Raw genomic sequence first — 22,224 nt, forward strand, 5'->3', positions numbered from 1 at the left:
CCCACAGCGGGTAATAAGCGGGTTACCATGAAGAAATCCATCAGCTATTAAAAGGAACTAAACGTCACGAATCAACCAGTTTTCTAATCTCCCCCGCCCGCTCCCCAATCCCATCAAGGACTCCGCCACTCCGCACCAGTACACGCCTCGCAGACATGAGGAGAAATCCGTTTTCGCTCTCCTCGGGCAAGACTCGAAATCAAGTGTGGTTAATAGCCACCGTGGGTTCGAATCCCACCCTCTCTGCCATTGATATCATTGGTCTCGTGAGTTTTCACGAGGCTTTTTTTGTGCGTGTTTTTGCTTGCTTAGTGGAGATTGATGCGGTATCCTATTATATGTTGAGATAAAGGATTGAAGAACCGTTTGAGGAGTGATCAGCATGGATGTTTTTGCGGACAGGAAAGAATTGGAGGAAATCCTTCATAAGATCCCATTGGAAATGTTTCGTGGATTTCTAGCGGGGAGCATGACCCAGAAGACTATAGATACCGTGCTCGAGTCAATCGATACGCTGGGGGGGTTCTTGGCTGCTTCAGGAGAAGAGTTCCAGGCTATGCGCTATGTGGGCAAGAAGAAGGTCGATGGACTGCTTTGCCTCCAGCAAGAGATAGGGAAATGCATGGAGTCTATGACTTTGGAGACGCAAGGAGTATCGCAAGATACTGCAGCTTTTGTTCAGGGATTGCTGGGACGATTGATGAACGCGGATCAGCAATCTGCTTCTGCGCAGGCAGCGGGGCTTTTACAGAAAAAGCCGATCCAATTTGGAAATGTGAAGAATATGAGCACTGATGGATTGGCGAATGAAGTGTTTGTATATATGACCGATGTGCTGGAGGGGCATCCAGGTATCAGCAGGAGACGGTTAGAAGCGTCAGGAGCCTACGTGATATTAGAAGCAGCCATCATCGCGTTGCCTGTGGGGGTAATGGATTTTGGTGAGCAGGCGGCAGATATCGTGGGGAATCGCGAGTTCCGTAAGGTGCTGTTCCGTACGGAGCCTTTCCGGAAGGGGATGGCTAGATGGCTCGAGGTGGCAACGGATACGGAATGGCCGAGTTCGGCAGATATCATCCAAGAGAGTCTCGAGCGCATATTCCCTGCAGAATGGATACTGGACATGGGCGTACAGGAACAGCTGGATCAGGCGGTGGAATCCGGGCTGGTAGACCTTATGCCCGAGGGGTATTGGAGACATCGACCGGATATCCTTGAAGTGTTGACGCAAGATGAGGGAATCGGCTGGCGTAGTGACAATGTCTCGCGGGACAAGAGGATGATCCGTGCGGTACTGGGAGGAAAGCCGGCAGCACAAGCAGGACAAGAAGAAGGTCTGACTAGGCAACGAGCCTCTCAGATCATAGAATGTTTTTTCAAGCATGTCAAAGATGTTGATGCCGTGCGCTATCGGAACGTGTTCGAAGAATATGATATCGGCGAGCAAGATATGGTTGCGGCGTTCGATATCTTACCACAGACGTATCAGTACCTGAAGCTGAGATATAAGAAGGGGGAGAGGTCGGCTAAGGAAGCCTTGGTGGATGATTCTATCCCCAGGTCATATCGGAAACGATTGCGGAAGAGCTTGTATCGTTCCTACATCAAGCTGGATGGTACATATGTCAAGGCACGCAGGCACGATTTGCTGGAATATTTCCTGGAGAAGTTCTGTCAGGAGGATATCACTGTTGCTGATTTCCAGAAGAAGTATGAGTATCTCCTCATGCTCCTGGGGCGGGAAGATGAGGAGAAGCTGCATATTGAGGACAGGTATTATACAGCTACCTTGCCGATGTCCCATAAACTGTTATGGAAGCAGGGACAAGTCTTGCGTTATTATGAGGTCGATAGGGTAGATATCGATGAACTGCTTCGGGATATGCATGTCGATGAATATCAGGATGTGGAAGTGAGTGCCCAACTGTTCTTGGATAAATATCCCGCCTTGCGCGAACAGTATGACCTGCGGGATTGCTATGAGCTTCACAATCTATTGAAGAAACGGTTGAGTCCTGAACTGTGTGAGAAATATCAGCTGGGATTCGGGCGGATGCCGATGTTGAGATTCGGTGAAGCAGACACGGAGAGTCAGGTGCTAGATCTCTTGCAGGAGAAAGGGACAATCAAGCAGGAAGCGTTTGCAGAGGCATATCGGGAAATGTATGGAGTCGCATCAGATACATTCAAGGCTAACTTGGCAAAGTATATCCGGCAATACAGGCATGGAGATTCCTATACGGTGGATGTGAAGAAGCTGTCGCAGGATGAGTTGGCGGAACTCTCGTCCGTATTGAAACGCAGTTTCTATTCAATCGGTGAGATGAAGGGGATATTCCGGAAGCTGTTCCCCGACAAGCATGGATATCTCAATCATTACAATATGGAGCAACTCGGATATCGCTGGAATGAGCAGACTATCTACCGTACGGATTTTCCATCGGTCAAAGCTGCTATGGAGGCACAGTTCAGGCAGGAAGGCATCTTTGGGCTATCAGGTGATAGGGGGGCGGCTATGAGGTCGTACGGTGTCTTCTACAATTACCTGAATGCGTTCCAGCATGATCTGGAAGTCATCGAGTTCGCACCTGCGCAGTTCATCCATATCACGAAGCTGGAGAGTGTCGGTGTCACGAAAGATGAGTTGCTCGCAGCGGCCGATGAGGTCAAGCAGTTTGCCAAGGATGATTATTTTACGATGTATTCCCTGCGGAAAGCAGGGATGAAGCTGTCGCTAGACCGGTTGGGGTTTGAGGACGATTTCGTGGATTCGATCCTATGGGCTTCGGATGCGTTCCAGGTATTCCGCATGGGTGGGGTACAGGTGTATGCATCACTGAATGCCAAAGGGACTTTTGCGGGGGCCTTGGAATACCTGCTGGAGCGTGAAGGTTCTGTTGATCTGGATGATCTGATGGATATGCTGCGAATGGATTATGGCATATGCTTGCCGAATACATTCCATGTGTTGGACAATATCAGACGTGGTGATAATGAGCTCTATTACAACGACATCAGGCGTCGAGTCTATCGGGATTATGAGACATATTATGCGGAGGTTTGATTTATGGATCTTTTAGTTGAAGGTATCGAGAATGGTTGGGTAGAGAAGACGGAATTGACCCGTAAGCTTACGTTGGCAGGGAAGACTATGGCATATCCGGTCTATCGTGTCCGGCTGGACAAGTTGTACTATAACGATCAGAATGACCGTATCTCTACCTGGATCGAGGAGTATTGCCTGAAAAATGGCATAGATAAGCTGAACTGTAATGAGGATGAGATGGAGTCCTATAACAGCCTCATCGAGACATTCATCGAGGAAAGCAATCGGGAAAAGCTCGTGCAGACGCGCAACAACATCGCGATGTTCTGCCAGCGTGAAGCAGGCATCTCGTTGGCAGATGGCCGTGTCGTAGACGGGAATCGTCGCTTTACTTGTTTGCGTCAGCTTCACCGAGAGAATTTGCATAATGAGAACTTTGCCTTTTTCGAGACGGTAATCCTTCCGGAGAGCATCGAGAAAGATATGAAGCATATCAAGATGCTGGAGCTCATGGTACAGCATGGTGAGGAAAGCCGTGTGGACTATGACCCGATAAATCGCTTGGCAGGGCTCTATAATGACCTGGTGCGCAACAAGCTCTTGACGGTCAAAGAGTATGCCCAGAGCATAAATCAGCAGGAGTCCGATGTGCAGAAGGACCTGGAACTGGCGGAGTTCTTGGCTGAGTATCTGGATTCTATCCAGATGCCGCTGCAGTTCCATATCGCACGCAAGAACAAGCTGGATGGCCCTATCCGTGAGATCTTCTCGGTGATCCGTGCTGAGAAAGATGAGGATATGAAGGCAGACATGAAAGAGGTGGCCTTTACCCAGCTTACACTCATGCCCCATACCGATATGACGCGATACATGCGTAATATCAAGAGAATCTTGAAGGACAAGCGTCAGGCGAAGAACTTCATAGAAGAGCAGCTGGATATCGCCGAGAAGCTGACCGATGAGATCAGCGACAGCAAGATGGTCTCTGATGGCAAGGTGATGGAGACCTTGGAGAGCCTGAAGGCAGAGTCTGACTTGGCCAAGCAGGCATCACGCTGCACGGAGGTATTCGACAACCGTGTACGAGCTACGGCAGACCGCGAGCGTGCAGCCCATGTCATCGAGAAGGCGATCGATTCTATCCGTGAGCTTGACCAGAGAATCTTCCCGAAACTGTCAGAAGAGTTGCGGACGACGATCGTTGAGGATGCAGATGAGCTGATAGAGCTGTTGGGAGAGATCAAGGAGGCAGCAGGTGTTCACAGATCTGACGCTTAGTCCGTTCTATACATCGGAAGATGATATCGATAAGAACTTCTTGACGCCAGTATTGAAGGAGGCAAAGACCTATGACAGGGTCAGTGCCTATTTCACGGCTGGTTCCTTGGCCGCTTATGCGGAAGGCTTGGAGGAATTCTGCGGCAAAGAGCATTCCTATCGCTTGATTGTCTCCAAGGATATCTCAGAGGAAGATTTCGAAGCGATGAAACGTGGTTATGCGCTGCGTGATTCTTTGCGGCAAGAGATGCTCGCTGACCTTCGCCGGGAGTTGGATATATCTGCAGAGAAGGGACTCTCGAACCTTGCCCACTTGATTGCGATTGGAAGGATGGATATCAAGATCGCTTACAATAAGCGAGGGATATTCCATGACAAGTTCGGCATCCTTACGGATGATGCAGGGAATCGGATCAAGTTCATAGGCTCCAACAATGAGACGACTGCAGCGATGTGGCAGAATCATGAATCCTTTGATGTGGTCTGCAGCTGGTATGACAAGGATGGATTCTATGGTCGAGGTATCGACAAGTGCCAGCGCATCTTCGACGCGTACTGGGATGGCGGGTATGGTAGTGTGATCGTACGTGATGTAGATGATGTGGTACTGCAGGAGATCATGCGTCATGACAAAGGTGAGATGGTAAGGGAGGCTGCTTTGCTGATGGATAACGCCTGTATACTAGACGTCGTGGATGGGCGATTCCTCTTGCACTTGAATGTGGAAGACCGTGGAGAATACCTCAAGACCAGAGGCTTCATGCGGCGGATAAAGAAGTATATGGATCGGGATGCAGAGGAAAGGACCGGCAAGATCTTGTTCCGTGAAGGGCTCAGCCATATCGACTGCATCGCAATCGATAAGCTGCTGGCAGACCGCATCCCTAAGGAAGGCTATACTTATCGCATGACGGAGGTCTTGAAGGATTTCATCCGGGAGCGAGAGATCCATATCGATGAGCGTTCCACTATGGGGCTGGACATCAAACGGCGCGATGAGAGGTTATTGGAACGCTTCGAGGAGTTTGCAGTCATTGTCAATCATCGGATGGAACGTAAGCTGCGTGAGCGTCAGATGTGGGATGCGTTCTTCATGACGACTATGGTGAAGAGTGGCAACTTCTCGGTGCCAGGGTCGGGTAAGACATCCTCTGTCCTTGGTATGTACGCATTCCTGCAAGAGCGTGCAGGGATGCGGCGCATCGTCATGGTGGGACCGAAGAACTCCTTCGGATCCTGGATAGACGAGTTCCAGGCCTGCTTCGGCGATAAGCAGGAGCTGTGCTTGTTCAACCTCCATGATGAGGAGCCCCGTACGAAGGAAGAGAATCGTCGCCTGTTGCGGTATCATTTCGAGAATTATAATTTGATGCTGTTCAACTATGAAAGTATCGGAACCTATGAGGAAGAATTGAAGGCATTGGTCGCCAGGTCGGATACCATGCTGGTATTCGATGAGGTCCATAAGGTGAAGGGGGTCAATGGGAAGCGTGCCGAGGTCGCGCTTTCTATTGCAAGTGCTGCACGTTATGTGACGGTCATGACAGGAACACCGATACCGAATGGTTACGTTGATATCTACAATATGCTGCATATCATGTTCCCTAATGAGTATCGTTCGTTCTTTGGATATCAGCTCAGTGAGCTGAAAGATCCGACGGAGTGGGAGAAAGAGGAAATCAATCGCAAGCTGAAGCCATTCTATTGCCGTACGACGAAGGAACAATTGGCTGTCCCGCCAGTATCGCCAGATATATATCGTGAAGTGACGGCAAGTGAAGCCGAGTCCAGGTTGTTCTACATCCTGCGGGAGGCCTATGGCAAGGGGAATTCTTTGCTGTTCTTCCTTCGTGTGCTGCAGTTGGAGTCTGATCCTGCGATGCTCATGGATAATATCAGCATGTCGGATTATGAGGATGTCATGGAGTACGATGCCAAAGATATCGATGATATCGATTTCAAGGACTTCTCGGATGAGGTCCCGAAGCTGGTGGATGCATGTTCCGGTCTTAGCTCCAAGATGAGATGCTGTATCGAGCAGCTAGTATCGTTGGTGGCTGCTGGGAAGACTGCGGTATGTTGGTGCGTGTTCCGGCGTACGATCCGCAAGGTCCAGCAGGAGTTGCAGCGCAGGGGAATCCGAGCGAGGTTTATCGATGGCAGCGTAGAGCAGGCGGATCGGTTGGTGATCATTGATGATTTCCGCAAGGGAGGATTCGATGTATTGATCACGAATCCGCATACGTTGGCAGAGTCCGTATCCTTGCATAGCGTTTGTCATGATGCTGTATATATGGAGTATACCTATAATCTTGTCCATCTCTTGCAGTCGAAGGACAGGATCCATCGACTTGGGCTTCCTGATGGCCAATATACGCAATACTATTACATGATGGTAGACTTTGATTTCCAAGGAAAGCCTGTATCGGTGGACAAGGCTGTCTATGAGCGGCTCCAGGAGAAAGAGCAGCTCATGCTCACAGCTATCGACGATGGTGTGCTGGAAGATACGACTACCAGTGATGAAGATCTTGAGATGATCTTTGCGGAAGTCTTTGGTGATGATTGGGGAAGATCCTGAATCGATAGATATGGTAAAGGTGGTTTACTGACTCATAGGAGTCGGTGAACCACCTTTTGTTGGTTATGCTTATTTTCATGAGATGGGTTGCAGGACAAATGGATTTAGGACTAAACTGTATATAGGTAGATCATGACAATGGAGGAGATATCGTGAGATACGATGAGACTGACCCTATAGACATCGAGAGATATGGCAAGGAAATGATTGGGATGAGTTTCCGTGAGATATTCGAACGGGCAGTGGCGGAAGGCAATCCATTAGTAGCAGACAAGAAGTATATGGACATCCATGCGGATAAGAATTTCAAGGGCGGCATGGGAAACTTGGTCGAGGAATGTTGGTTTGGATATAAGGCGAACAGCAATCCGGAGCCGGATTTCGAGAAGGCAGGCGTCGAGCTGAAGGTCACACCATACAAAGCTGTCAAGAAAGGTTTCTCGGCAAAAGAACGTCTGGTCCTGACGCTGATCGATTATATGGAAGTGTATAAGGAGAAGGATCTGCTATCCAGTCATTTGTGGAAAAAGCTGGGGTGCATCCTGCTGGCTTGGTATCTTCATAAAGACGGTCAGAATGACATCGATAGCACGGTGGACTTCGTGCAGTTATTCACGTTGCCGGCAGAAGATCTGGAAATCATCAAGACTGATTATCGGAAAATCTTGGCAAAAATTGAAGCGGGAAAGGCAGAAGACCTTTCCGAAGGCGATACGCTCTATTTAGGAGCATGTACGAAAGGCTCTTCGGCCAAATCTGTCCGCAAACAGCCATTCAGTGATGTTGAGGCGAAGCAACGTGCATTCTCGTTGAAAAACAGCTATATGACGTATTTGCTCAATGAGTATATCCTCAAACAACAACCGACATACCATTATGAAGGACAGAACCGGGATGAAGAGTCAATTATATCATCGGATGTATTGGTCGATGATCTGGAAAAGTATGTGCAGCGGAAAATAGCGGCTTATATCGGACGGTCAGAGGATGAACTGGCTGTTGCACTTGAGATGGGATCCAATGCAAAAAATCGCTATGCAATGTTGGCTTATAGGATGTTGGGGATAAAGGGGAATTCTGCACAGGAGTTCCGGAAGGCAAATATCGTAGTGAAGACCATTCGCATCCAAAAGAACGGCAAAATCAAAGAAAGTATGTCGTTTTCACCATTTGATTTCCAAGCGTTGGTGAAGACGGAATGGGAAAATAGTGTATTCGGTAATTTTCTGCAAGAACAGAGGTTCTTCTTTGTGCTCTTTCAAGAAGGTGAGGATGGTATCTACCGTTTGAAAGGCAGCTGCTTCTGGAATATGCCATATCACGATATCGAAGGACCTGTCCGTGAGGTTTGGGAGCGGACACGTGATATCTTCAGGGATGGTAAGCTGATGCTGGATATTACGCCTGGCGGACTCGTGCGTAATAACCTTCCCAAAGCTAGTGATAATATGATTTGTCATGTTCGCCCGCATGGGGCTGATCGGTCGGATATGATACCTTTGCCGAAAGGGACGCATCTTACTGTGCGCAGCAATCGGTCAAAGGATTTTGAATGGCCGGATGATACGATGTTTTCTAAGCAGTGTTTTTGGTTGAACAATGATTATATCTTGTCGCAATTGAGGATGCATTTTGCAGGTACGAAAAAAGCATGAAGATCGACTGAGCTTCATGCGGCAAAAGTCAACTATCATTCTTGGTCGATGATATTGTTCAAGGTTTCGCCCATTTTCTCGACGCAATCAGTAACGAGGGCATTGCCCATACAGAAGTATTGGAATCGTTCGCTCATGCCGGTGTCTGTCCAGTGTTCGGGGAACCCTTGAATCTTGTTGGTCTCATTCGGAGTAAGCAGACGGAGCCTGCCGGTGTCGAGGTCTCTGACAACATGGGTGCTGCGGTTCGTGGTGGCTTCGCTCGTCAGCATAGTGCGAGCAGGTCTGTCTATCGGATCAGGAAAGGCAATGGGGCCTTCGGAGAAAATGTATTTATGGCCAGTCCGTGATGTTCGCTCAATTCTCTTGGCACCTTTCAGGTAAGTCCATTTTTCCAAATCATCGCCGATATAGTATTTCTCGTCAACATCATGATCCATGATGTCGGCGAGGACTCTATGCGGCCCATGATAAGCTGGAACAGCTTTTGCCGTAGCGATATGACCATCATGCATGTAGCCTGCTGTTTCGAAGGGGAACGAGAAATCTTGAGTGATCTCATAGAGGTCCTGGGATGGCAGGTCACGCTCAATTACTGTCGGACATTCTTCAATCGGGAATGTCCGGGCAAAGAATCCATCTTGGTTGATGGCTTCGAGCGGATCATGTCCGGCCATATCTTGTCCATAGTTGGTATCGTTACGATAAGCGAAAATGAACGTCCGGCGTCGGCGCTGGACAAAACCATAGTCAGCAGCATTGATGACACGCCATTCAACGCTGTAGCCGAATTCCCAGAAGGACGCCAGGATGATGCCGAAGTCGCGGCCACGCTTGCTGGCTGGAGACTTGAGCAGGCGGTCGACGTTCTCAAGCAGGACGAATGGTGGGCGCTTGACGTCAAGTATCTCACGGATCTGCCACCAGAGGACACCTTTCTTGCCCTCGATGCCTTTTGCACCGGTGCGGGCAACAGAGTAGTCTTGGCATGGGAAACCGCCGACCAGCAATGTATGGTCTGGGATGCTTGACTTGTCAATATTCCCGATGTCTTCATTTACGTAGATGTCTTTCTTGCCGAAATGTGCACAGTAGCAATCGAATGCGTCTTGGCGAGTACGGCTGGGTTCCCACTGGTTGGCCCAGACTGTATCCCATTCCTGAGAGGAACGTTCGAGCCCAACGCGGAAACCTCCGACACCAGCAAAGAGTTCGCATAAGGTTTTATCCATGATCGGTAGTTCCTCCTTATTGTCAGTACGATTGTTCTATTGGCCTATTATAGCACAAGAACTATTTTCGATCAAGAAAGATTTTTTGTCAAGGTTTTTCTGATGGGGGATGCTAGTATTGTCAATGGTGCATATGGCAAGAATTAGGGCCTTCAATGGTTTTGAGGTGCATGATGGTAAAAAATGCAAGAAAGACACGCAGTCAAGTCATGTCTAAGATACGCGGTAAGGATACGAAGCCGGAAGTCATGTTGCGCAAGGCACTCTGGCATAAGGGAATCCGTTATCGCAAGAACTATCGGGGACTGCCCGGGACGCCGGATATCGTGTTGACGCGTCAGAAAATTGCTATCTTCGTCGATGGTGATTTCTGGCACGCGCGTGGCTATCAGGATAATCCAGGGGCGCAGGTAAGGTGCAACAAGGAATATTGGACGCGGCACCTTGGGCGGAATGTCGAGCGTGACAAGGAAGTCAATGATGCCTTGACCCAAGAGGGATGGCTTGTCCTGCGGTTCTGGGAGAGCGATATAAAGAAGGATTTAAGCGAATGCCTTCGGCAGCTTGAAGAATATCTATGAATCGGATTGTAGTATCTGAGAAAAACTTTCATGAAAACATATTGACAACAATTCTCATTTACGGTATATTATGTACAGGCTTTCGTTATGGCATTTGTTCAAAGCGTGGAGGCGCTGAACGGGTGTCAAAGCTCTCCTAAAATATAATACACAGCAAGAAAGACAATCCGTACTGCTCATGCGGATTGTCTTTCTTGTGCGCGAATGTTATGGTATAATATGGCTTAGGAGAGTTTATGACGAATAAACGGAAAAAGGCTTCAGGACATTTTGTGTATTGGTCCTGAAGCCTTTACGATTTTATACGGGATGTGCCGCTGGGGCATTACAGCCCTAATACGGTACGGATTTTTTTGTAGGTGTCTTCGCAAATGGGGCGCGTGCCGCATTCGAAGTTGAGAATCAGGGAGGGGCGGACGCCGCATTTGAGTGCCAGCTGACTGCAGCTGAGGCCCTGATCGATACGAGCCGCGCGAATCTGTTCGATGGCGCGGAAGGATTTGATGTTCAAGCGAAAGCTCCTTTCTGTGAGTTTGTAGATATTACCCATATAATTATTGCATGAAAAAGAAGTGAGGACAAGGTTATATGTCCGCTCCTGAGTAAAATAACAGGGCAGCCAAAAGGCTGCCCTGTTATAGTATGCATTATTCTGCTGCTTTTACGACCTCTTTGCCATCATAGTAGCCGCATTCCGGGCATACATGATGTGGCATTTTCGGCTCGTGGCACTGCGGGCAGGCAACGAAGCCTGGGGCCTCGAGCTTCCAGTTAGCGCGGCGCTGATCGCGGCGAGCCTTGGAAGTTTTACGCTTTGGTACTGCCATGTTGATTTTCACCTCCGGAGCGAATCTTATTCCTTGTTAGTGAAATCCATGCAATGGGTTGATGCTGAATGGATTCATTTCACATGTTGATGTGCGTTGACACATGTTACTATGATACCTTCTTTTTGTCATTTATGCAAGCAAAATTTTTGCGCTCCGTAATACAATCAATCGGTGCGGATAAAATCAGCGATGGTGCGGCGCCGTGGCTGGGGTGCTGCAGGGGCTGCCGGCGCTGCTGCTGGCTGCGTGCTGGGCTGGATCGCTGGCTGCGGCGTGTGGATGAAACTGCTGATGCTAGGGGCCGCAGGTCTTTCCGGCTCAGCTGGCTGTGGCGAGACTGTTGGAGCGGTCTGTGCGGCAGACGTGGGCGGTTCCAGTGACGTCAGGCGCACCTCGAGGCTGTCGCCGTTCTTGACCGGATCGGTGAAGTCGACGGGCTGGCCATTGACGAGGATCGTGAAGGTCACGCGGCTCGTGGCAGCTGGCGGCTGGAAGTTTACGGCCAGCAGTGCATCGCTGACGGTTGTCGCCGTGCGCTCGGATTTGATGTAGGTGATCTCGCAGCCATCGTCAATCAATGTGCCCGGGCTGGCCTTGCGGCCGTTGACTGTGAGTTCGACGCTGGCGGAGGGGATCTGATACTCTGCGTTTTCGTAGTAGATGACGATGGAGGTATCGGAATTGCTGAGGTTTAAGATATCGCCAAGTTTTGGCTCCTCGTCGGCGATATATTCGACGTGGTCGCCTTCATGAATGGGCATCGAGATGCTGGCCGGATTGTCGTTCAAGAGGATTTCCGGTGTGCAGCTGTAAGTCGTATCGCTGCCATTGAGCTTATAGTGAATCTTGCGGCCTGTCGGCGGGTAGCCGGCAGCCAGCAGGGCCTCGCCGAGACTCTTGAACTCGCGGCTCTCGATGGTGTCGCCGTCGGCGAGCAGCTGGTCAGCTGTGGCCTCTTTGCCGTTGACGGTCACGCGCTGGCGGATGTGTTTTTCTCGGCCGTTGATATAGATGGTGTACTCCTGTCCGGCGGTCACGAGGTCGCCGAGGCGGACGCTCGGTGTCGTGCCGTTTTCGCCTGGGATGATCGTGATGCGGGCGCCGTCGTGGATGACGGTGTCGAGGTCGGCCTCTTCATCGCCAAGCATAATCTTGGCGAAGGTGCCGAGAGTGCCTGGGAAGAATTTCTTTTCGGTGCCGATGTTGACCATGAGGCCGAGGCCAGGATGTCCGTTGTATTTGCGCATGTTGATGCCGGCATTGAGCAGCGCGTCGGAAATCGTGAGTTCGCGGAAGTTGAACAGGCTGTATTCCTCGTCGTTGACATAGACGGAGAGGAAGTGCAGCGTGTTGAGCGAGGCGATCTTCAGGATACCGAGGGGCGTGACGGCGTCCGGGGAGTGGAGCTCCTCGGGCAGGTCCGTGATGCCGTCAACGCGGTCGGGTTTGCGCACGGCGACGCGGTTGGCGGGCATGCCGAGGGCCTCAGCCACGAATTCTGCCAGATGCGGGGTCAGAGAGCCGCCGCCGACGAGCATGACGGCCTGGGGCGCATCGCCGTTGAGCTCGAGGACCTGTTTGGCGATGGCGCCGGCGAGGTTCTCGATGTTCGGCAGCACCGGATCGATGATTTCGTTTGCCTTGAGTTCGTAGTCCATGCCGAGGATGTCGGTGAACGATACGTCCTCCCCACTAGCGGCGCGGCGCTTGATGTCCTCGGCGATATTGAAGTCCAGCAGGAAACGCTGGCTGATAGCCTCGGTAATCTCATCGCCGGCCAGCGGTACCATGCCGTAGGCGATGACGGAGCCATTCTTCGTGATGGCAACGTCGGAGGTGCCGGCGCCGATATCGACGAGCACGAGGTTCAGATGGCGCATGGTCGGTGGAATCAGCACGTTGATGGCCGCAATCGGCTCGAGGGTCAGTGCACGCATCTCAAGGTTCGTCGCATGGAGGGCGCTCTGCATCGAGTCGATGACTTGCCGTGGCAGGAAGGTGGCGATGACGACGGCCTTGGCCTTTTTGCCGCGCTGACCAATCAGCATCTTGAGCTGGATGTCGTCGAGGATATAGCGGATGGTGCTGTATCCGACGCAGTAGTAGCGCGTCGGGTCATCGACGGTATGAGAGTCGGCCAGTGCCGCCTGGGCGGCCTGTACGCCGGCAAAATCGAGGTTGCGCTGCTGCTCGGCGGTAATGAGGCCGTTGACATCCATCTCGGCCTCGGCGGTCATCGTGTAGAGCGCGCGGCCAGCGGCAGCGACGGCGGCGTTCTTGAGCGGGCCGGTCTTAGCCTCGAGGGATCTCTTGACCTTCTCGATGACAGCGGCTACCTGTGGGACGTCGTGGATCTGGCCGTCAAGCATTGCCCGTGTCGTATGCTCGAGGCGGTCAGTGGCGACGACGTGGAGCTGTTCGTCATCTTCATGGTATTCGGCGACGATGCCGATGACGCTGCGCGTGCCGATATCGAGGGAGAAGATGCGGTCGCCTGTGCCTTTCGCAGACTTTGACTCGGCGGATTTGGCGGCCGTCTTTGCCGTTTTGGCAGCTTTGGTTTTTGCCGCAGCTGCTGTTTTGGCAGCCTTGGTGGTCTTGGATGCTGCGGTGGTTTTCTTGGTGGCAGCGTCCGTGGATTTATCTATCGTGGGCATAAAAAAACTCCTTGTATTTTTAGAATTTTAAAGGTTATTTTTATTATTTCGCGAAGTATATAATAGAATCCTGTTTTTAGCAGAAATTTTCAAAGTTTGATACTACATTATAAAGAAACGAGTGTGATTGTTATGACAGGAAATAAAGAGGTAATAACTGCTGGCGATTTCAAGCGCATGGTCAGCGGTGCGTATAGCGAGTTCCTGCTCGAGTATGAGAACATCAACCAGCTGGCGGGAGCAGGCCGCCTGCCGGGCACCCATGTGCTGCGCACGATGGGGGCGGCGGTGATGCCGCTGCGGGATGTGAAGGATGATGGCATTGGCGGACTGGCGCGCCGTGTGGCATCGGGGGCCTTGTTTGGCGCCCGTGGCAGTGCCGGTGTCGTGCTGGCGCAGATGTTCCGCGGTCTCGGCAAGGGGCTGTCGGGCAAGTACAGTGCGACTTCCTCGGAGTTCGGCAAAGCCTTCCAGTACGGCATCCTCTACTCGCAGCGCGTGATCCCCGAGCAGCCGGAGCGGCCAATCATCAAGCTGGCCAAGGCGGTGGCCAAGGGTGCCTATCATGCAGTGCGTGCCAATAAGCCGATATCAGAGATCCTTGAGGCGGCTATCGCCGCGGGCGAGACGGCACTGCCAACGGTGGGCAGTGAGGATGCAGGCGCCTGCATCATGTTCACGTTCCTCAAAGGCTGCCTCAAGGGCCTTGATGGCAACTTCGTCTCACCGGCTGTGAGCCTGTCGCTGGGGCTGGAGTCACCGCAGTCGGGGATGCCGGATCCGCGCAATGATATCGTGCGCCCCTACTGCGTGCGCTTTGCCGTCATAAATGCCAAGCCTGACTGCAAGGCCATGGAGCAGCAGCTCAAGGAATATTCGAATTTCGTGCTGGTACAGCCACAGGAACGCGGTGTATCGGTCCATCTGCATACCGATCATCCGGGCAAGGTGATCGAGCAGGCTGTCGGCTGGGGGCCACTCAAGGATATCCATGTCACGAATATGAGCGAGAGTCATGTGCTTGGCGCTCACGGTGCGTTGATGCCGGTAGCGCTGATGGCTGTGGCCGAAAACAAGGTACAGGCGCGTGAATGGCAGGATATGGGCATCCATGTGCTGGTAAGTGGCAGCGAGGATGCTGGCCCGTCGGTAGCTGAGCTTGTCAGCGCCGCGCATAGCGACCTGGCTGATGCCTACATCATGCTGGCCTGGAGCCGTGATTTCTGGCTGGCGTTCCGGCAGGCCAAGCGCCTGCTGGGGGGCCGTGTGGAGCTGGTGCTCTGCGCGGACAAGCAGCAGCAAGCAGAGGCTGTCCGGCTGTTCGATCCAAAGAAATCAGTGGCCGACAATGTCCGCGCTATGACGCGGGCTGTCACAGTGGAATAAGGAAAAATCAACCGCCTGTCAGGAAAGCAGGCGGTTGATTCTTTCGGTGACCAGAGCAGGCTCGATGGCCTGCATGCAGGCATTCGTATGATGCCTGCATTTTGTTTTGCAGCAGGCCGTGCAGCTGTGCGGGCTGAGGATGAAGTGATGGCCAGCCGTCAGCGGCCCATAGATATCCGGATGGGTCGGCCCCCAGAGCGAAAGCGTCGTGAGGCCGACAGCCTCGGCAATGTATAACGGCCCCGTGTCGCCAGTCAAAAGCAGGTCGGCCTCGGCAAACAGGGCAGCAAGCTCCATAAGTGTCGTCTGGCCTGCAATGGAGAGACTGGGGCGGCTGAGGGATTGCTGAGCCTTGGCGATATAGGGCATATCGCTGGGAGCGCCGGTAAAGACGATCTGTATCTTAGGATCAATGCCGCGCAGGCAGCGGCCGAAGTTTTCGGCGGGCCAGTTCTTGTCAGGCCAGGTCGTGCGCGTGTTGACTAGCAGCAGCGGATGCTGGGGATTGCCGGTCTCGATGTCCTTGGCTTGCCAGAATCCTTGGGCCCAGCTGCGCTGGTCCGCGCTGATTGGCAGGACGAGGCCGGGCTGGAAGCTGTCAGGACTTATGCCGAGCGGCGCAAGGGCTGTCATATAGCGATGGATCTTATGGCTGGCGGTGATATTTGGAGCCAGCTCGGTCATGAACAGGAAATTGCCCTCATGGCGTTCATGGATGCCAATGCGGCGCGGGGCACCGCTCAGGCGGGTCAATAAGCCGCTTAAGAACAGGCCCTGGATGTCGAGGGCGATGTCGAAGGTATGGGCGCGCAGCAGCGCACGGGCTTTGCGGAGACTGCGCGCGATGGCGCGCAGGTCTTTCTGGGCAAAGGCGCGGTCGAGCTCGCGGCGGTCCCAGATGAGCAGCTCGTCGATGTCGGGATTGTTTGCCAGCAAGCCAGCGGCCGGCGGACTGACGAGCCAGGTGATATGGCAGTTTGGTTCGCTGCGCCGGAGATTATGGACCACAGTAGTCGCGTGCAGCACATCGCCGATTGCGCTGAGGCGGACGATGAGGATGCGGGTACCAGCTGTAAGAACCGGATGATTTTTCTTCATAAATTTCCTTCGTATTGGTTGGTTTTTCTACTGTTACATAGTAAAATAAAAGGATACGTAATTGCCAATAAAGCGATAGTATTATCTTAGCATAGGAAAAGCCGTGGATTCAAGCGCTGGAGGGCAGGATCCAGGCGGAAAAGGAGCGGAAACACTTGCTGAAAGATATGATGATTCGTACGGTGGCCAGCGACATGGCCTACAGCCGCGGTGTACGCTACTATAATCAGGGCCGGGTGGCACGGCTCGAGCGCGTGCGGGACAGCCGTTACCGGGCGGAAGTGGATGGCTCGGTAAAATATGAGGTGGAGGTCCGGCTTTCCAAAGATGGCAGTGGGATTGAGCACTACACTTGCGATTGTCCGGCGGCCAGCCAGTATCTTGGCGCCTGCAAGCATGTTGTCGCAGTGCTCAAGGCCATCCAGGAAGAGCAGGTTGACGAGGAGCATGAGAGCGCACTTTCAAAGGATGAGATTTTCAGCCAGCTCAAGCGAACTTTTGATGTGCGCCAGCAGGGCGAGCGCGGGGAGTCGACACACAGCCGGCGGATGTTCCGCTTTTTTGCCGATGCTGACCGTGAGGAAGATTCACAGTACCGGATGGCCAGCCAGCCGGCGTATCTTGTGCCGCGTTTGTATGTGGAGGATCTGTACGGGCGTACGGAGTGCTGGCTCGAGTTCCGCTTTGGCACGGAGCGGCTTTATGTGGTGCGCAATGTTCTGGAGTTCTTGAGCAGCAAGGAGAAGGGAGGGCATTGGCAGCTCGGGCGGAATGCCGAAATCGATCTTGCGGCCATCCGTTGGGCAGATTCCGTGTCAGCCAAGCTCTATGCGATGCTCAAGGAGGCACATCGGGCGGAGAAGGATGTGCTTTCCTATGGCCCGAACAGCGGCTTTTATTACACGGGTTATCACAGCTATATCTTTGAGCAGAAGAAGTTCAGATTGTCTGCGGATAATCTTGGCCGGTTCCTGGCGGTCATGGGGGATATGGCCTTTGAGATGCGCATCAATGGCGCGGATCTCGGCGATGTGCGCGGCAGTCAGGAAAAGCCGCAGCTGGGGGTCAGCGTCCGTGAGCAGGATGGGCGTGGGCAGGTCAGCCTGACAACTGAGGAGATCATGCCCCTGGACGATGCGTGCCGCTATATCTTTCAGGGACAGCATATCTATGCGGTGTCACCGAAATTTGCCCGGGCAGTAAAGCCTCTCTGGCAGTCCTTCCGCACAGCCTCGCGCATCGAGGTACCGCGTTCAGAGATGGGACGGTTTTTCAGCGAGGTGCTGCCGCGGATCGAGAAGGCCGCTGATGTCGAAGTAGACCCTGCGTTCCTGGAACAGTATACGCTCCAGCCGCTGACGGCAGAGCTCTATATCGATTATGCTGGCGATGGCATTGCGGTGCGGCCGCAGCTCTGCTATGGCGATGCAAAGTTCAACCCGCTGGTGACCGCGGAGCCACCGCTGCGGGATGGCCGCCATCTGGTGCGCGATGCGCGTGGCGAGCAGGAAATCATGCTGCGTCTTTCCCACTATGGGTTCCGGCCCGAGAAGGATCAGCTCGTGCAGAAAGATGAGGAAAAGAGCTATGATTTCCTGACCGAGGAATTGCCGAATTTGCCGGAATGGGTCGATGTCTTTTATGCAGACAGCTTCGTCAAACGGCCGATACGGCCGATGCCCAAAGTGGCGGCGGGCGTCAGCGTCAATGATATGGATTTGCTGGAAGTCACCTTCAACATGAAGGATCTCGATTTCCATGAGCTTATGGATATCCTCGATTCCTATAAGCAGAAACGGCGCTATCATCGTCTCAAGGACAGGACCTTTGTGACGCTGGAGGAGCAGCAGATGCAGGCGCTGGCAGATTTCGTCGAGAATGCAGGCATCACGCGCAAGAATGCGGCGGATGGTGCGACGGTGGAGCTGCCGCTGTCCCATGCCATGTATCTCGATGAACTCGCACGAGCCGATGAGAACCTGCACCTTGAGCGCAGCCGGACCTTCCGCGCCATCGTGCGCAATATCCGCCGGCCCGAAGAGGCGGAGTATGAGGTGCCAGAGGTTTTACGTGGTGTGCTGCGCGACTATCAGGTCACGGGATTCAACTGGCTGTCGACACTGGCCGACTATCATCTGGGCGGCATCTTAGCCGATGACATGGGCCTTGGCAAGACGCTGCAGGTCATTGCTTTCCTGCTGGCGCGGCAGGATGCGGCGCAGCCACCTTCCCTTGTCGTGGCCCCGACGTCGCTGATGTATAACTGGCTCGATGAGATCGCGCGCTTTGCGCCGTCGCTTAAGGCTGCCGCTGTAGCCGGCACCAAGGCGCAGCGCGAGGAAATCCTCGCGGCAGCTGACCAGAGCTACGATGTATTGATCACGACCTACAACATGCTCAAGCGCGATATCGCACTTTATGAAAAGCGCAAGTTCCGCTATGCGTTCCTCGATGAGGCCCAGCATATCAAGAACCCGACGACGCAGAATGCGCGGGCGGTCAAGAAATTGAAGACTGGCGGCTATTTCGCCCTGACAGGCACGCCGATTGAGAATACGCTGACCGAGCTTTGGTCGATTTTTGACTTTCTGATGCCCGGGTATCTGCTGACCCATAAGAAATTCAAGGAGCACTATGAGACGCAGATTGTCCGTGAGCAGGATGAACGGTCCCTTACGGATCTCAAGCGTCATGTGATGCCGTTTATCCTGCGCCGCATGAAGAAGGATGTCTTGAAGGAGCTGCCCGATAAGGTCGAGCGCAAGATGGTGGGGGAGATGACGGCCAAGCAGGAGAAGGTCTATCAGGCCTGGTTCATCCGCAGCCAGCGGGAGTTTGCGGCGGAGCTCCGGGCCAATGGCTTTGGCGAAAGCCGCATCAAGATCCTGGCTATCCTCACGCGCCTGCGGCAGATTGCCTGTGACCCGTCCTTGTTCCTCGAAGGGTATGAGGGCGGCTCGGGCAAGCTAGATATGCTCGAGGAAGTCGTTGGCGAGGCTGTGGCCAGCGGTCATCGTATCCTCGTGTTCTCGCAGTTCACGACGATGCTCGGCCATATCGGCGAGCGGCTCAAGCAGATCGGTGTGCCGTATTATTATCTGGACGGCTCGACACCGGCCCTTGAGCGCATCCGTCTCGTGAAGCTGTTCAATGCTGGCAATATTCCGGTATTTTTGATTTCACTCAAGGCGGGTGGCACAGGTCTCAATCTTACGGGGGCGGATATGGTCATCCATTTCGATCCCTGGTGGAATCCAGCTGTCGAGGATCAGGCGACAGACCGTGCTTACCGCTTAGGGCAGAAGAACAACGTGCAGGTCTTGAAGTTCATCACCAAGGGCACAGTCGAGGAGAAGATCTTCGAACTGCAGGAGAAGAAGAAATCGCTGATCGATCAGATGATCCAGCCTGGCGACAACTTCCTGTCAAAACTAACCGAAGAAGAAGTGCGGGAGCTGTTTTCCAAGCGCTGATATCATAGGGAAACAAAAAAGGCAGCCCATTGCGGCTGCCTTTTGCAATCAATAATGCGGATGCTGCTTTACGTAGTCGACCGGACGGCTCCAGTCAACATGAACTTTCGTTTCGTTCCAGAGACGCGTAAGGGCCAGCTTGAAACTATTCTCATCGGCCAGCGGGTCGATGGTCTCATGGGTGAAGTCCATAAGCGTCTCGTGAGGAATGTTGATTTCGTGAGTCGTGCGCAGATAGTCTTCTGTGAGCTTTTTGCCCTCGTCGTCGCTCAGATGAACCTCAGCTTTGCGGGCGTCAGCATCGTAGTCAATCCAGCCGAGAGCGTTATTGTAGCTGATTGCTACGCTGAAAGTAGTAGCCATAAGTAAAACTCCTTTATGCGTGAATGTATTGCATGTCATATTTCAGAAACTTATTTATTCATTATAGTCTATTTTGCCGCGAAAGTCCAAAAGGTGTTGGCAGAAATGCATAATGCGGTAAAAGTTAAAACATACTGATTTTTTTGTCAACTAACAACTAAGCCTTATTTGTCAAGTCTTGCATGCATATTTTTTTTATGCTATTATACAGACAAAGAAGGATAAGCCTGGAATGTGCGCGGGCTTTGTTATGTCTAACCTACATTTTTTCTAGGGAGCCTGATTTGATTCTGATGGAGGTCCGCCTCGGCGTATGCCAGAAGTCAGACTTAAGGCACCCACCTGCGAGTCGCAGGTTTTAGGCATGAAAAGCGAACGGCATTTTGGACCCCTGCTTTGAAGAGGGATTGCTGCCTTAGGGCTGGCAGTCCCTCTTTGTGTATATTTATCCAAATCAGTGCAGCTGGCGGCGCAGGGAGAAAGAAACCTCGTTGATGCGTGTGACCTTGGGCTCTACTGGCTGCTGCAGCGGTGCATCGACGATCTCGATGTTGTCGAGCATGCCCTTTACCTGGTCACGGATGTTATCGAGATATTCGCGGCGCAGGACCTGCTGCTCGGCCAGTTCTTCTTCCGTAAGGCCGACCGAGCGTTTCTTGCGGGAAAGCTCGTTGATGCGGGCGATGAGTTCCGGTGTAATCATGAAAAAGACCTCCTGATATTGCTGTCTTTGAATTTTGCGGTAATGCTACTATTATAGCGGGTCGCTGGGAAATTGTATAGGGAAATATGTCGCATTCAGCGAGAGAAATCCGTTTTCAATTCAGGACTTGTATGATATATTAATACCGTATTATTATGATAATTCACTCTAGGTGATATTTGACAGAGAGGGGTAGTTCCTGATGAGTATTCGTATTGGTATCCTGGGCTATGGTAATCTGGGCCGCGGTGTTGAGTGTGCCGTTGCGGCTAATGTGGACATGGAGCTTGCAGCTGTGTTCACGCGCCGCGATCCGTCGGCACTCAAGATTGCGACGGCTGGCGTGCCGGTCGTCAGTGTCAATGATGTTGAGGCTTGGCAGGACAAGATCGATGTCATGATCCTCTGCGGCGGCAGCGCCACGGATCTGCCGGTGCAGGGGCCGCAGTATGCGAAGTTGTTCAATATCATCGACAGCTTTGACACCCATGCGCGCATTCCTGAGCATTATGCGGCTGTCGACGCAGCTGCCAAGGCATCGGGCCATATCGGGATCATCTCTGTCGGCTGGGATCCGGGCCTGTTCTCCCTGGCGCGGGTCTACAGCAATGCTATCCTGCCGAACGGCAAGGACTACACGTTCTGGGGCCGCGGAGTCTCGCAGGGGCATTCCGATGCCATCCGCCGCATCAAGGGCGTAAAGGATGCCCGCCAGTACACGGTGCCGGTTCCGGCAGCTCTGGAGGCTGTCCGCGCTGGCAAGAATCCGGAGCTGACGACGCGGGAGAAACATACGCGTGAATGTTTCGTCGTGCTGGAGGAAGGCGCTGATGCGGCTTATGTGGAGAACGAGATCAAGACGATGCCGAACTACTTCGCTGACTATGACACGACGGTGACGTTCATCAGCGAGGAGGAGCTGCAGGCAAATCATCGCGGCCTGCCACATGGCGGCTCGGTCATCCGTACGGGTGCGACGGGACATGCGCAGGAGAACAAGCATGTCATCGAGTTCAAGCTCGACCTGGATTCCAATCCGGAGTTCACGACGAGCGTGCTCATCGCTTATGCGCGTGCCGCCTATCGTCTGGCGAAAGAAGGGCAGACTGGCTGCCGCACGGTACTCGATATCGCACCAGCTTACCTTTGTGCACAGAGCGGCGAGGAACTGCGCGCCCATCTGCTCTAAGAGAATATGATTGTTGGTCCGCCGATGCAGAGATGTGTCGGCGGATCTTTGTATTATAAATTGCAGTTTGTCTGTCAGTGCGCGATTACAATAAGCTTGCTGCAGCTCAGCTTGGGTGAGGGTGGGTGCACTTTTTCTCCGCTCCGCTAAAT

15 protein-coding genes and 1 other RNA gene are annotated in these 22,224 nt (G+C 52.7%); 9 read left to right on the forward strand and 7 right to left on the reverse strand.

The window, feature by feature from the left end:
* Positions 1 to 382 precede the first annotated feature (382 nt).
* The 4 genes from BM322_RS08005 to BM322_RS08020 all read left to right on the forward strand — a co-directional run bounded on the left by BM322_RS08005 (position 383) and on the right by BM322_RS08020 (position 8,560).
* Positions 383 to 3,064, forward strand: coding sequence for a hypothetical protein (locus BM322_RS08005; RefSeq protein ID WP_075429461.1), 2,682 nt, complete (start codon positions 383 to 385; stop codon positions 3,062 to 3,064).
* A gap of 3 nt (positions 3,065 to 3,067) precedes the next feature.
* The gene (locus tag BM322_RS08010) at positions 3,068 to 4,324 is read left to right on the forward strand and encodes a hypothetical protein (RefSeq protein ID WP_075429463.1); all 1,257 of its coding nucleotides are present in this window, start codon (positions 3,068 to 3,070) and stop codon (positions 4,322 to 4,324) included.
* Positions 4,302 to 6,905: an SNF2-related protein gene (locus tag BM322_RS08015; protein ID WP_075429465.1), complete on the forward strand. Its 2,604-nt coding sequence runs from the start codon at positions 4,302 to 4,304 to the stop codon at positions 6,903 to 6,905. The genes BM322_RS08010 and BM322_RS08015 overlap by 23 nt, the downstream gene beginning before the upstream one ends.
* 152 nt (positions 6,906 to 7,057) lie before the next feature.
* On the forward strand, positions 7,058 to 8,560 hold the full coding sequence (locus tag BM322_RS08020; RefSeq protein WP_075429467.1) for a Sau3AI family type II restriction endonuclease: 1,503 nt from the start codon (positions 7,058 to 7,060) through the stop codon (positions 8,558 to 8,560).
* A gap of 35 nt (positions 8,561 to 8,595) precedes the next feature.
* On the opposite strand, the gene dcm is transcribed toward BM322_RS08020, so the two are convergent.
* The gene (gene dcm, locus BM322_RS08025; RefSeq protein WP_082334431.1) at positions 8,596 to 9,792 is read right to left on the reverse strand and encodes a DNA (cytosine-5-)-methyltransferase; all 1,197 of its coding nucleotides are present in this window, start codon (positions 9,790 to 9,792) and stop codon (positions 8,596 to 8,598) included.
* Between the two features lie 173 nt (positions 9,793 to 9,965).
* Between dcm and BM322_RS08030 the strand changes: the two genes are divergently transcribed.
* Positions 9,966 to 10,373 carry a very short patch repair endonuclease gene (locus tag BM322_RS08030; protein WP_075429469.1) on the forward strand — a complete coding sequence of 136 codons (408 nt, stop codon included), beginning with the start codon at positions 9,966 to 9,968 and terminating at the stop codon, positions 10,371 to 10,373.
* A gap of 325 nt (positions 10,374 to 10,698) precedes the next feature.
* Here the strand turns inward: BM322_RS08030 and BM322_RS08035 are convergent, their stop codons facing one another.
* The 3 genes from BM322_RS08035 to BM322_RS08045 form a co-directional block, all read right to left on the reverse strand.
* The gene (locus BM322_RS08035; protein ID WP_075429470.1) at positions 10,699 to 10,884 is read right to left on the reverse strand and encodes a helix-turn-helix transcriptional regulator; all 186 of its coding nucleotides are present in this window, start codon (positions 10,882 to 10,884) and stop codon (positions 10,699 to 10,701) included.
* Between the two features lie 136 nt (positions 10,885 to 11,020).
* Positions 11,021 to 11,200 (reverse strand): 50S ribosomal protein L32, encoded by a 180-nt coding sequence (rpmF, locus tag BM322_RS08040; protein ID WP_005842638.1) that lies wholly within the window; start codon positions 11,198 to 11,200, stop codon positions 11,021 to 11,023.
* A 167-nt stretch (positions 11,201 to 11,367) separates the two neighbouring features.
* Positions 11,368 to 13,860 (reverse strand): cell division FtsA domain-containing protein, encoded by a 2,493-nt coding sequence (locus BM322_RS08045; RefSeq protein WP_075429471.1) that lies wholly within the window; start codon positions 13,858 to 13,860, stop codon positions 11,368 to 11,370.
* Between the two features lie 132 nt (positions 13,861 to 13,992).
* On the opposite strand from BM322_RS08045, the gene BM322_RS08050 reads away from it, so the two are divergent.
* Positions 13,993 to 15,246: a DAK2 domain-containing protein gene (locus BM322_RS08050; RefSeq protein ID WP_075429472.1), complete on the forward strand. Its 1,254-nt coding sequence runs from the start codon at positions 13,993 to 13,995 to the stop codon at positions 15,244 to 15,246.
* 18 nt (positions 15,247 to 15,264) lie between these two features.
* On the opposite strand, the gene BM322_RS08055 is transcribed toward BM322_RS08050, so the two are convergent.
* Complete coding sequence (locus BM322_RS08055; RefSeq protein ID WP_075429473.1) at positions 15,265 to 16,344, reverse strand: glycosyltransferase family 9 protein; 1,080 nt, start codon at positions 16,342 to 16,344, stop codon at positions 15,265 to 15,267.
* A 155-nt stretch (positions 16,345 to 16,499) separates the two neighbouring features.
* Between BM322_RS08055 and BM322_RS08060 the strand changes: the two genes are divergently transcribed.
* A complete protein-coding gene (locus BM322_RS08060) occupies positions 16,500 to 19,817 on the forward strand; it encodes a DEAD/DEAH box helicase (protein ID WP_075429474.1) in 3,318 nt (1,105 codons plus the stop codon).
* A gap of 48 nt (positions 19,818 to 19,865) precedes the next feature.
* Here the strand turns inward: BM322_RS08060 and BM322_RS08065 are convergent, their stop codons facing one another.
* Complete coding sequence (locus BM322_RS08065; protein ID WP_075429475.1) at positions 19,866 to 20,180, reverse strand: hypothetical protein; 315 nt, start codon at positions 20,178 to 20,180, stop codon at positions 19,866 to 19,868.
* Positions 20,181 to 20,401: 221 nt separating this feature from the next.
* On the opposite strand from BM322_RS08065, the gene ssrS reads away from it, so the two are divergent.
* Positions 20,402 to 20,574: non-coding RNA, 6S RNA (gene ssrS, locus BM322_RS08070), on the forward strand.
* 60 nt (positions 20,575 to 20,634) lie between these two features.
* On the opposite strand, the gene BM322_RS08075 is transcribed toward ssrS, so the two are convergent.
* A complete protein-coding gene (locus BM322_RS08075; protein WP_177220839.1) occupies positions 20,635 to 20,883 on the reverse strand; it encodes a DUF896 domain-containing protein in 249 nt (82 codons plus the stop codon).
* A gap of 202 nt (positions 20,884 to 21,085) precedes the next feature.
* Between BM322_RS08075 and BM322_RS08080 the strand changes: the two genes are divergently transcribed.
* Positions 21,086 to 22,072 (forward strand): diaminopimelate dehydrogenase, encoded by a 987-nt coding sequence (locus tag BM322_RS08080; protein ID WP_075429477.1) that lies wholly within the window; start codon positions 21,086 to 21,088, stop codon positions 22,070 to 22,072.
* Positions 22,073 to 22,224: the final 152 nt, after the last annotated feature.

Source organism: Selenomonas sp. GACV-9 (assembly GCA_900116485.1).
GTDB classification, from domain to species: Bacteria; Bacillota; Negativicutes; order Selenomonadales; family Selenomonadaceae; genus Selenomonas_A; species Selenomonas_A ruminantium_G.

Coding starts and splice junctions, on each gene's coding strand:
- BM322_RS08005 (WP_075429461.1), top strand. CDS start 383: ATGGATGTTTTTGCGGACAGGAAAGAATTGGAGGAAATCCTTCATAAG.
- BM322_RS08010 (WP_075429463.1), top strand. CDS start 3,068: ATGGATCTTTTAGTTGAAGGTATCGAGAATGGTTGGGTAGAGAAGACG.
- dcm (WP_082334431.1), bottom strand. CDS start 9,792: ATGGATAAAACCTTATGCGAACTCTTTGCTGGTGTCGGAGGTTTCCGC.
- BM322_RS08030 (WP_075429469.1), top strand. CDS start 9,966: ATGGTAAAAAATGCAAGAAAGACACGCAGTCAAGTCATGTCTAAGATA.
- rpmF (WP_005842638.1), bottom strand. CDS start 11,200: ATGGCAGTACCAAAGCGTAAAACTTCCAAGGCTCGCCGCGATCAGCGC.
- BM322_RS08045 (WP_075429471.1), bottom strand. CDS start 13,860: ATGCCCACGATAGATAAATCCACGGACGCTGCCACCAAGAAAACCACC.
- BM322_RS08050 (WP_075429472.1), top strand. CDS start 13,993: ATGACAGGAAATAAAGAGGTAATAACTGCTGGCGATTTCAAGCGCATG.
- BM322_RS08055 (WP_075429473.1), bottom strand. CDS start 16,344: ATGAAGAAAAATCATCCGGTTCTTACAGCTGGTACCCGCATCCTCATC.
- BM322_RS08065 (WP_075429475.1), bottom strand. CDS start 20,180: ATGGCTACTACTTTCAGCGTAGCAATCAGCTACAATAACGCTCTCGGC.
- BM322_RS08075 (WP_177220839.1), bottom strand. CDS start 20,883: ATGATTACACCGGAACTCATCGCCCGCATCAACGAGCTTTCCCGCAAG.
- BM322_RS08080 (WP_075429477.1), top strand. CDS start 21,086: ATGAGTATTCGTATTGGTATCCTGGGCTATGGTAATCTGGGCCGCGGT.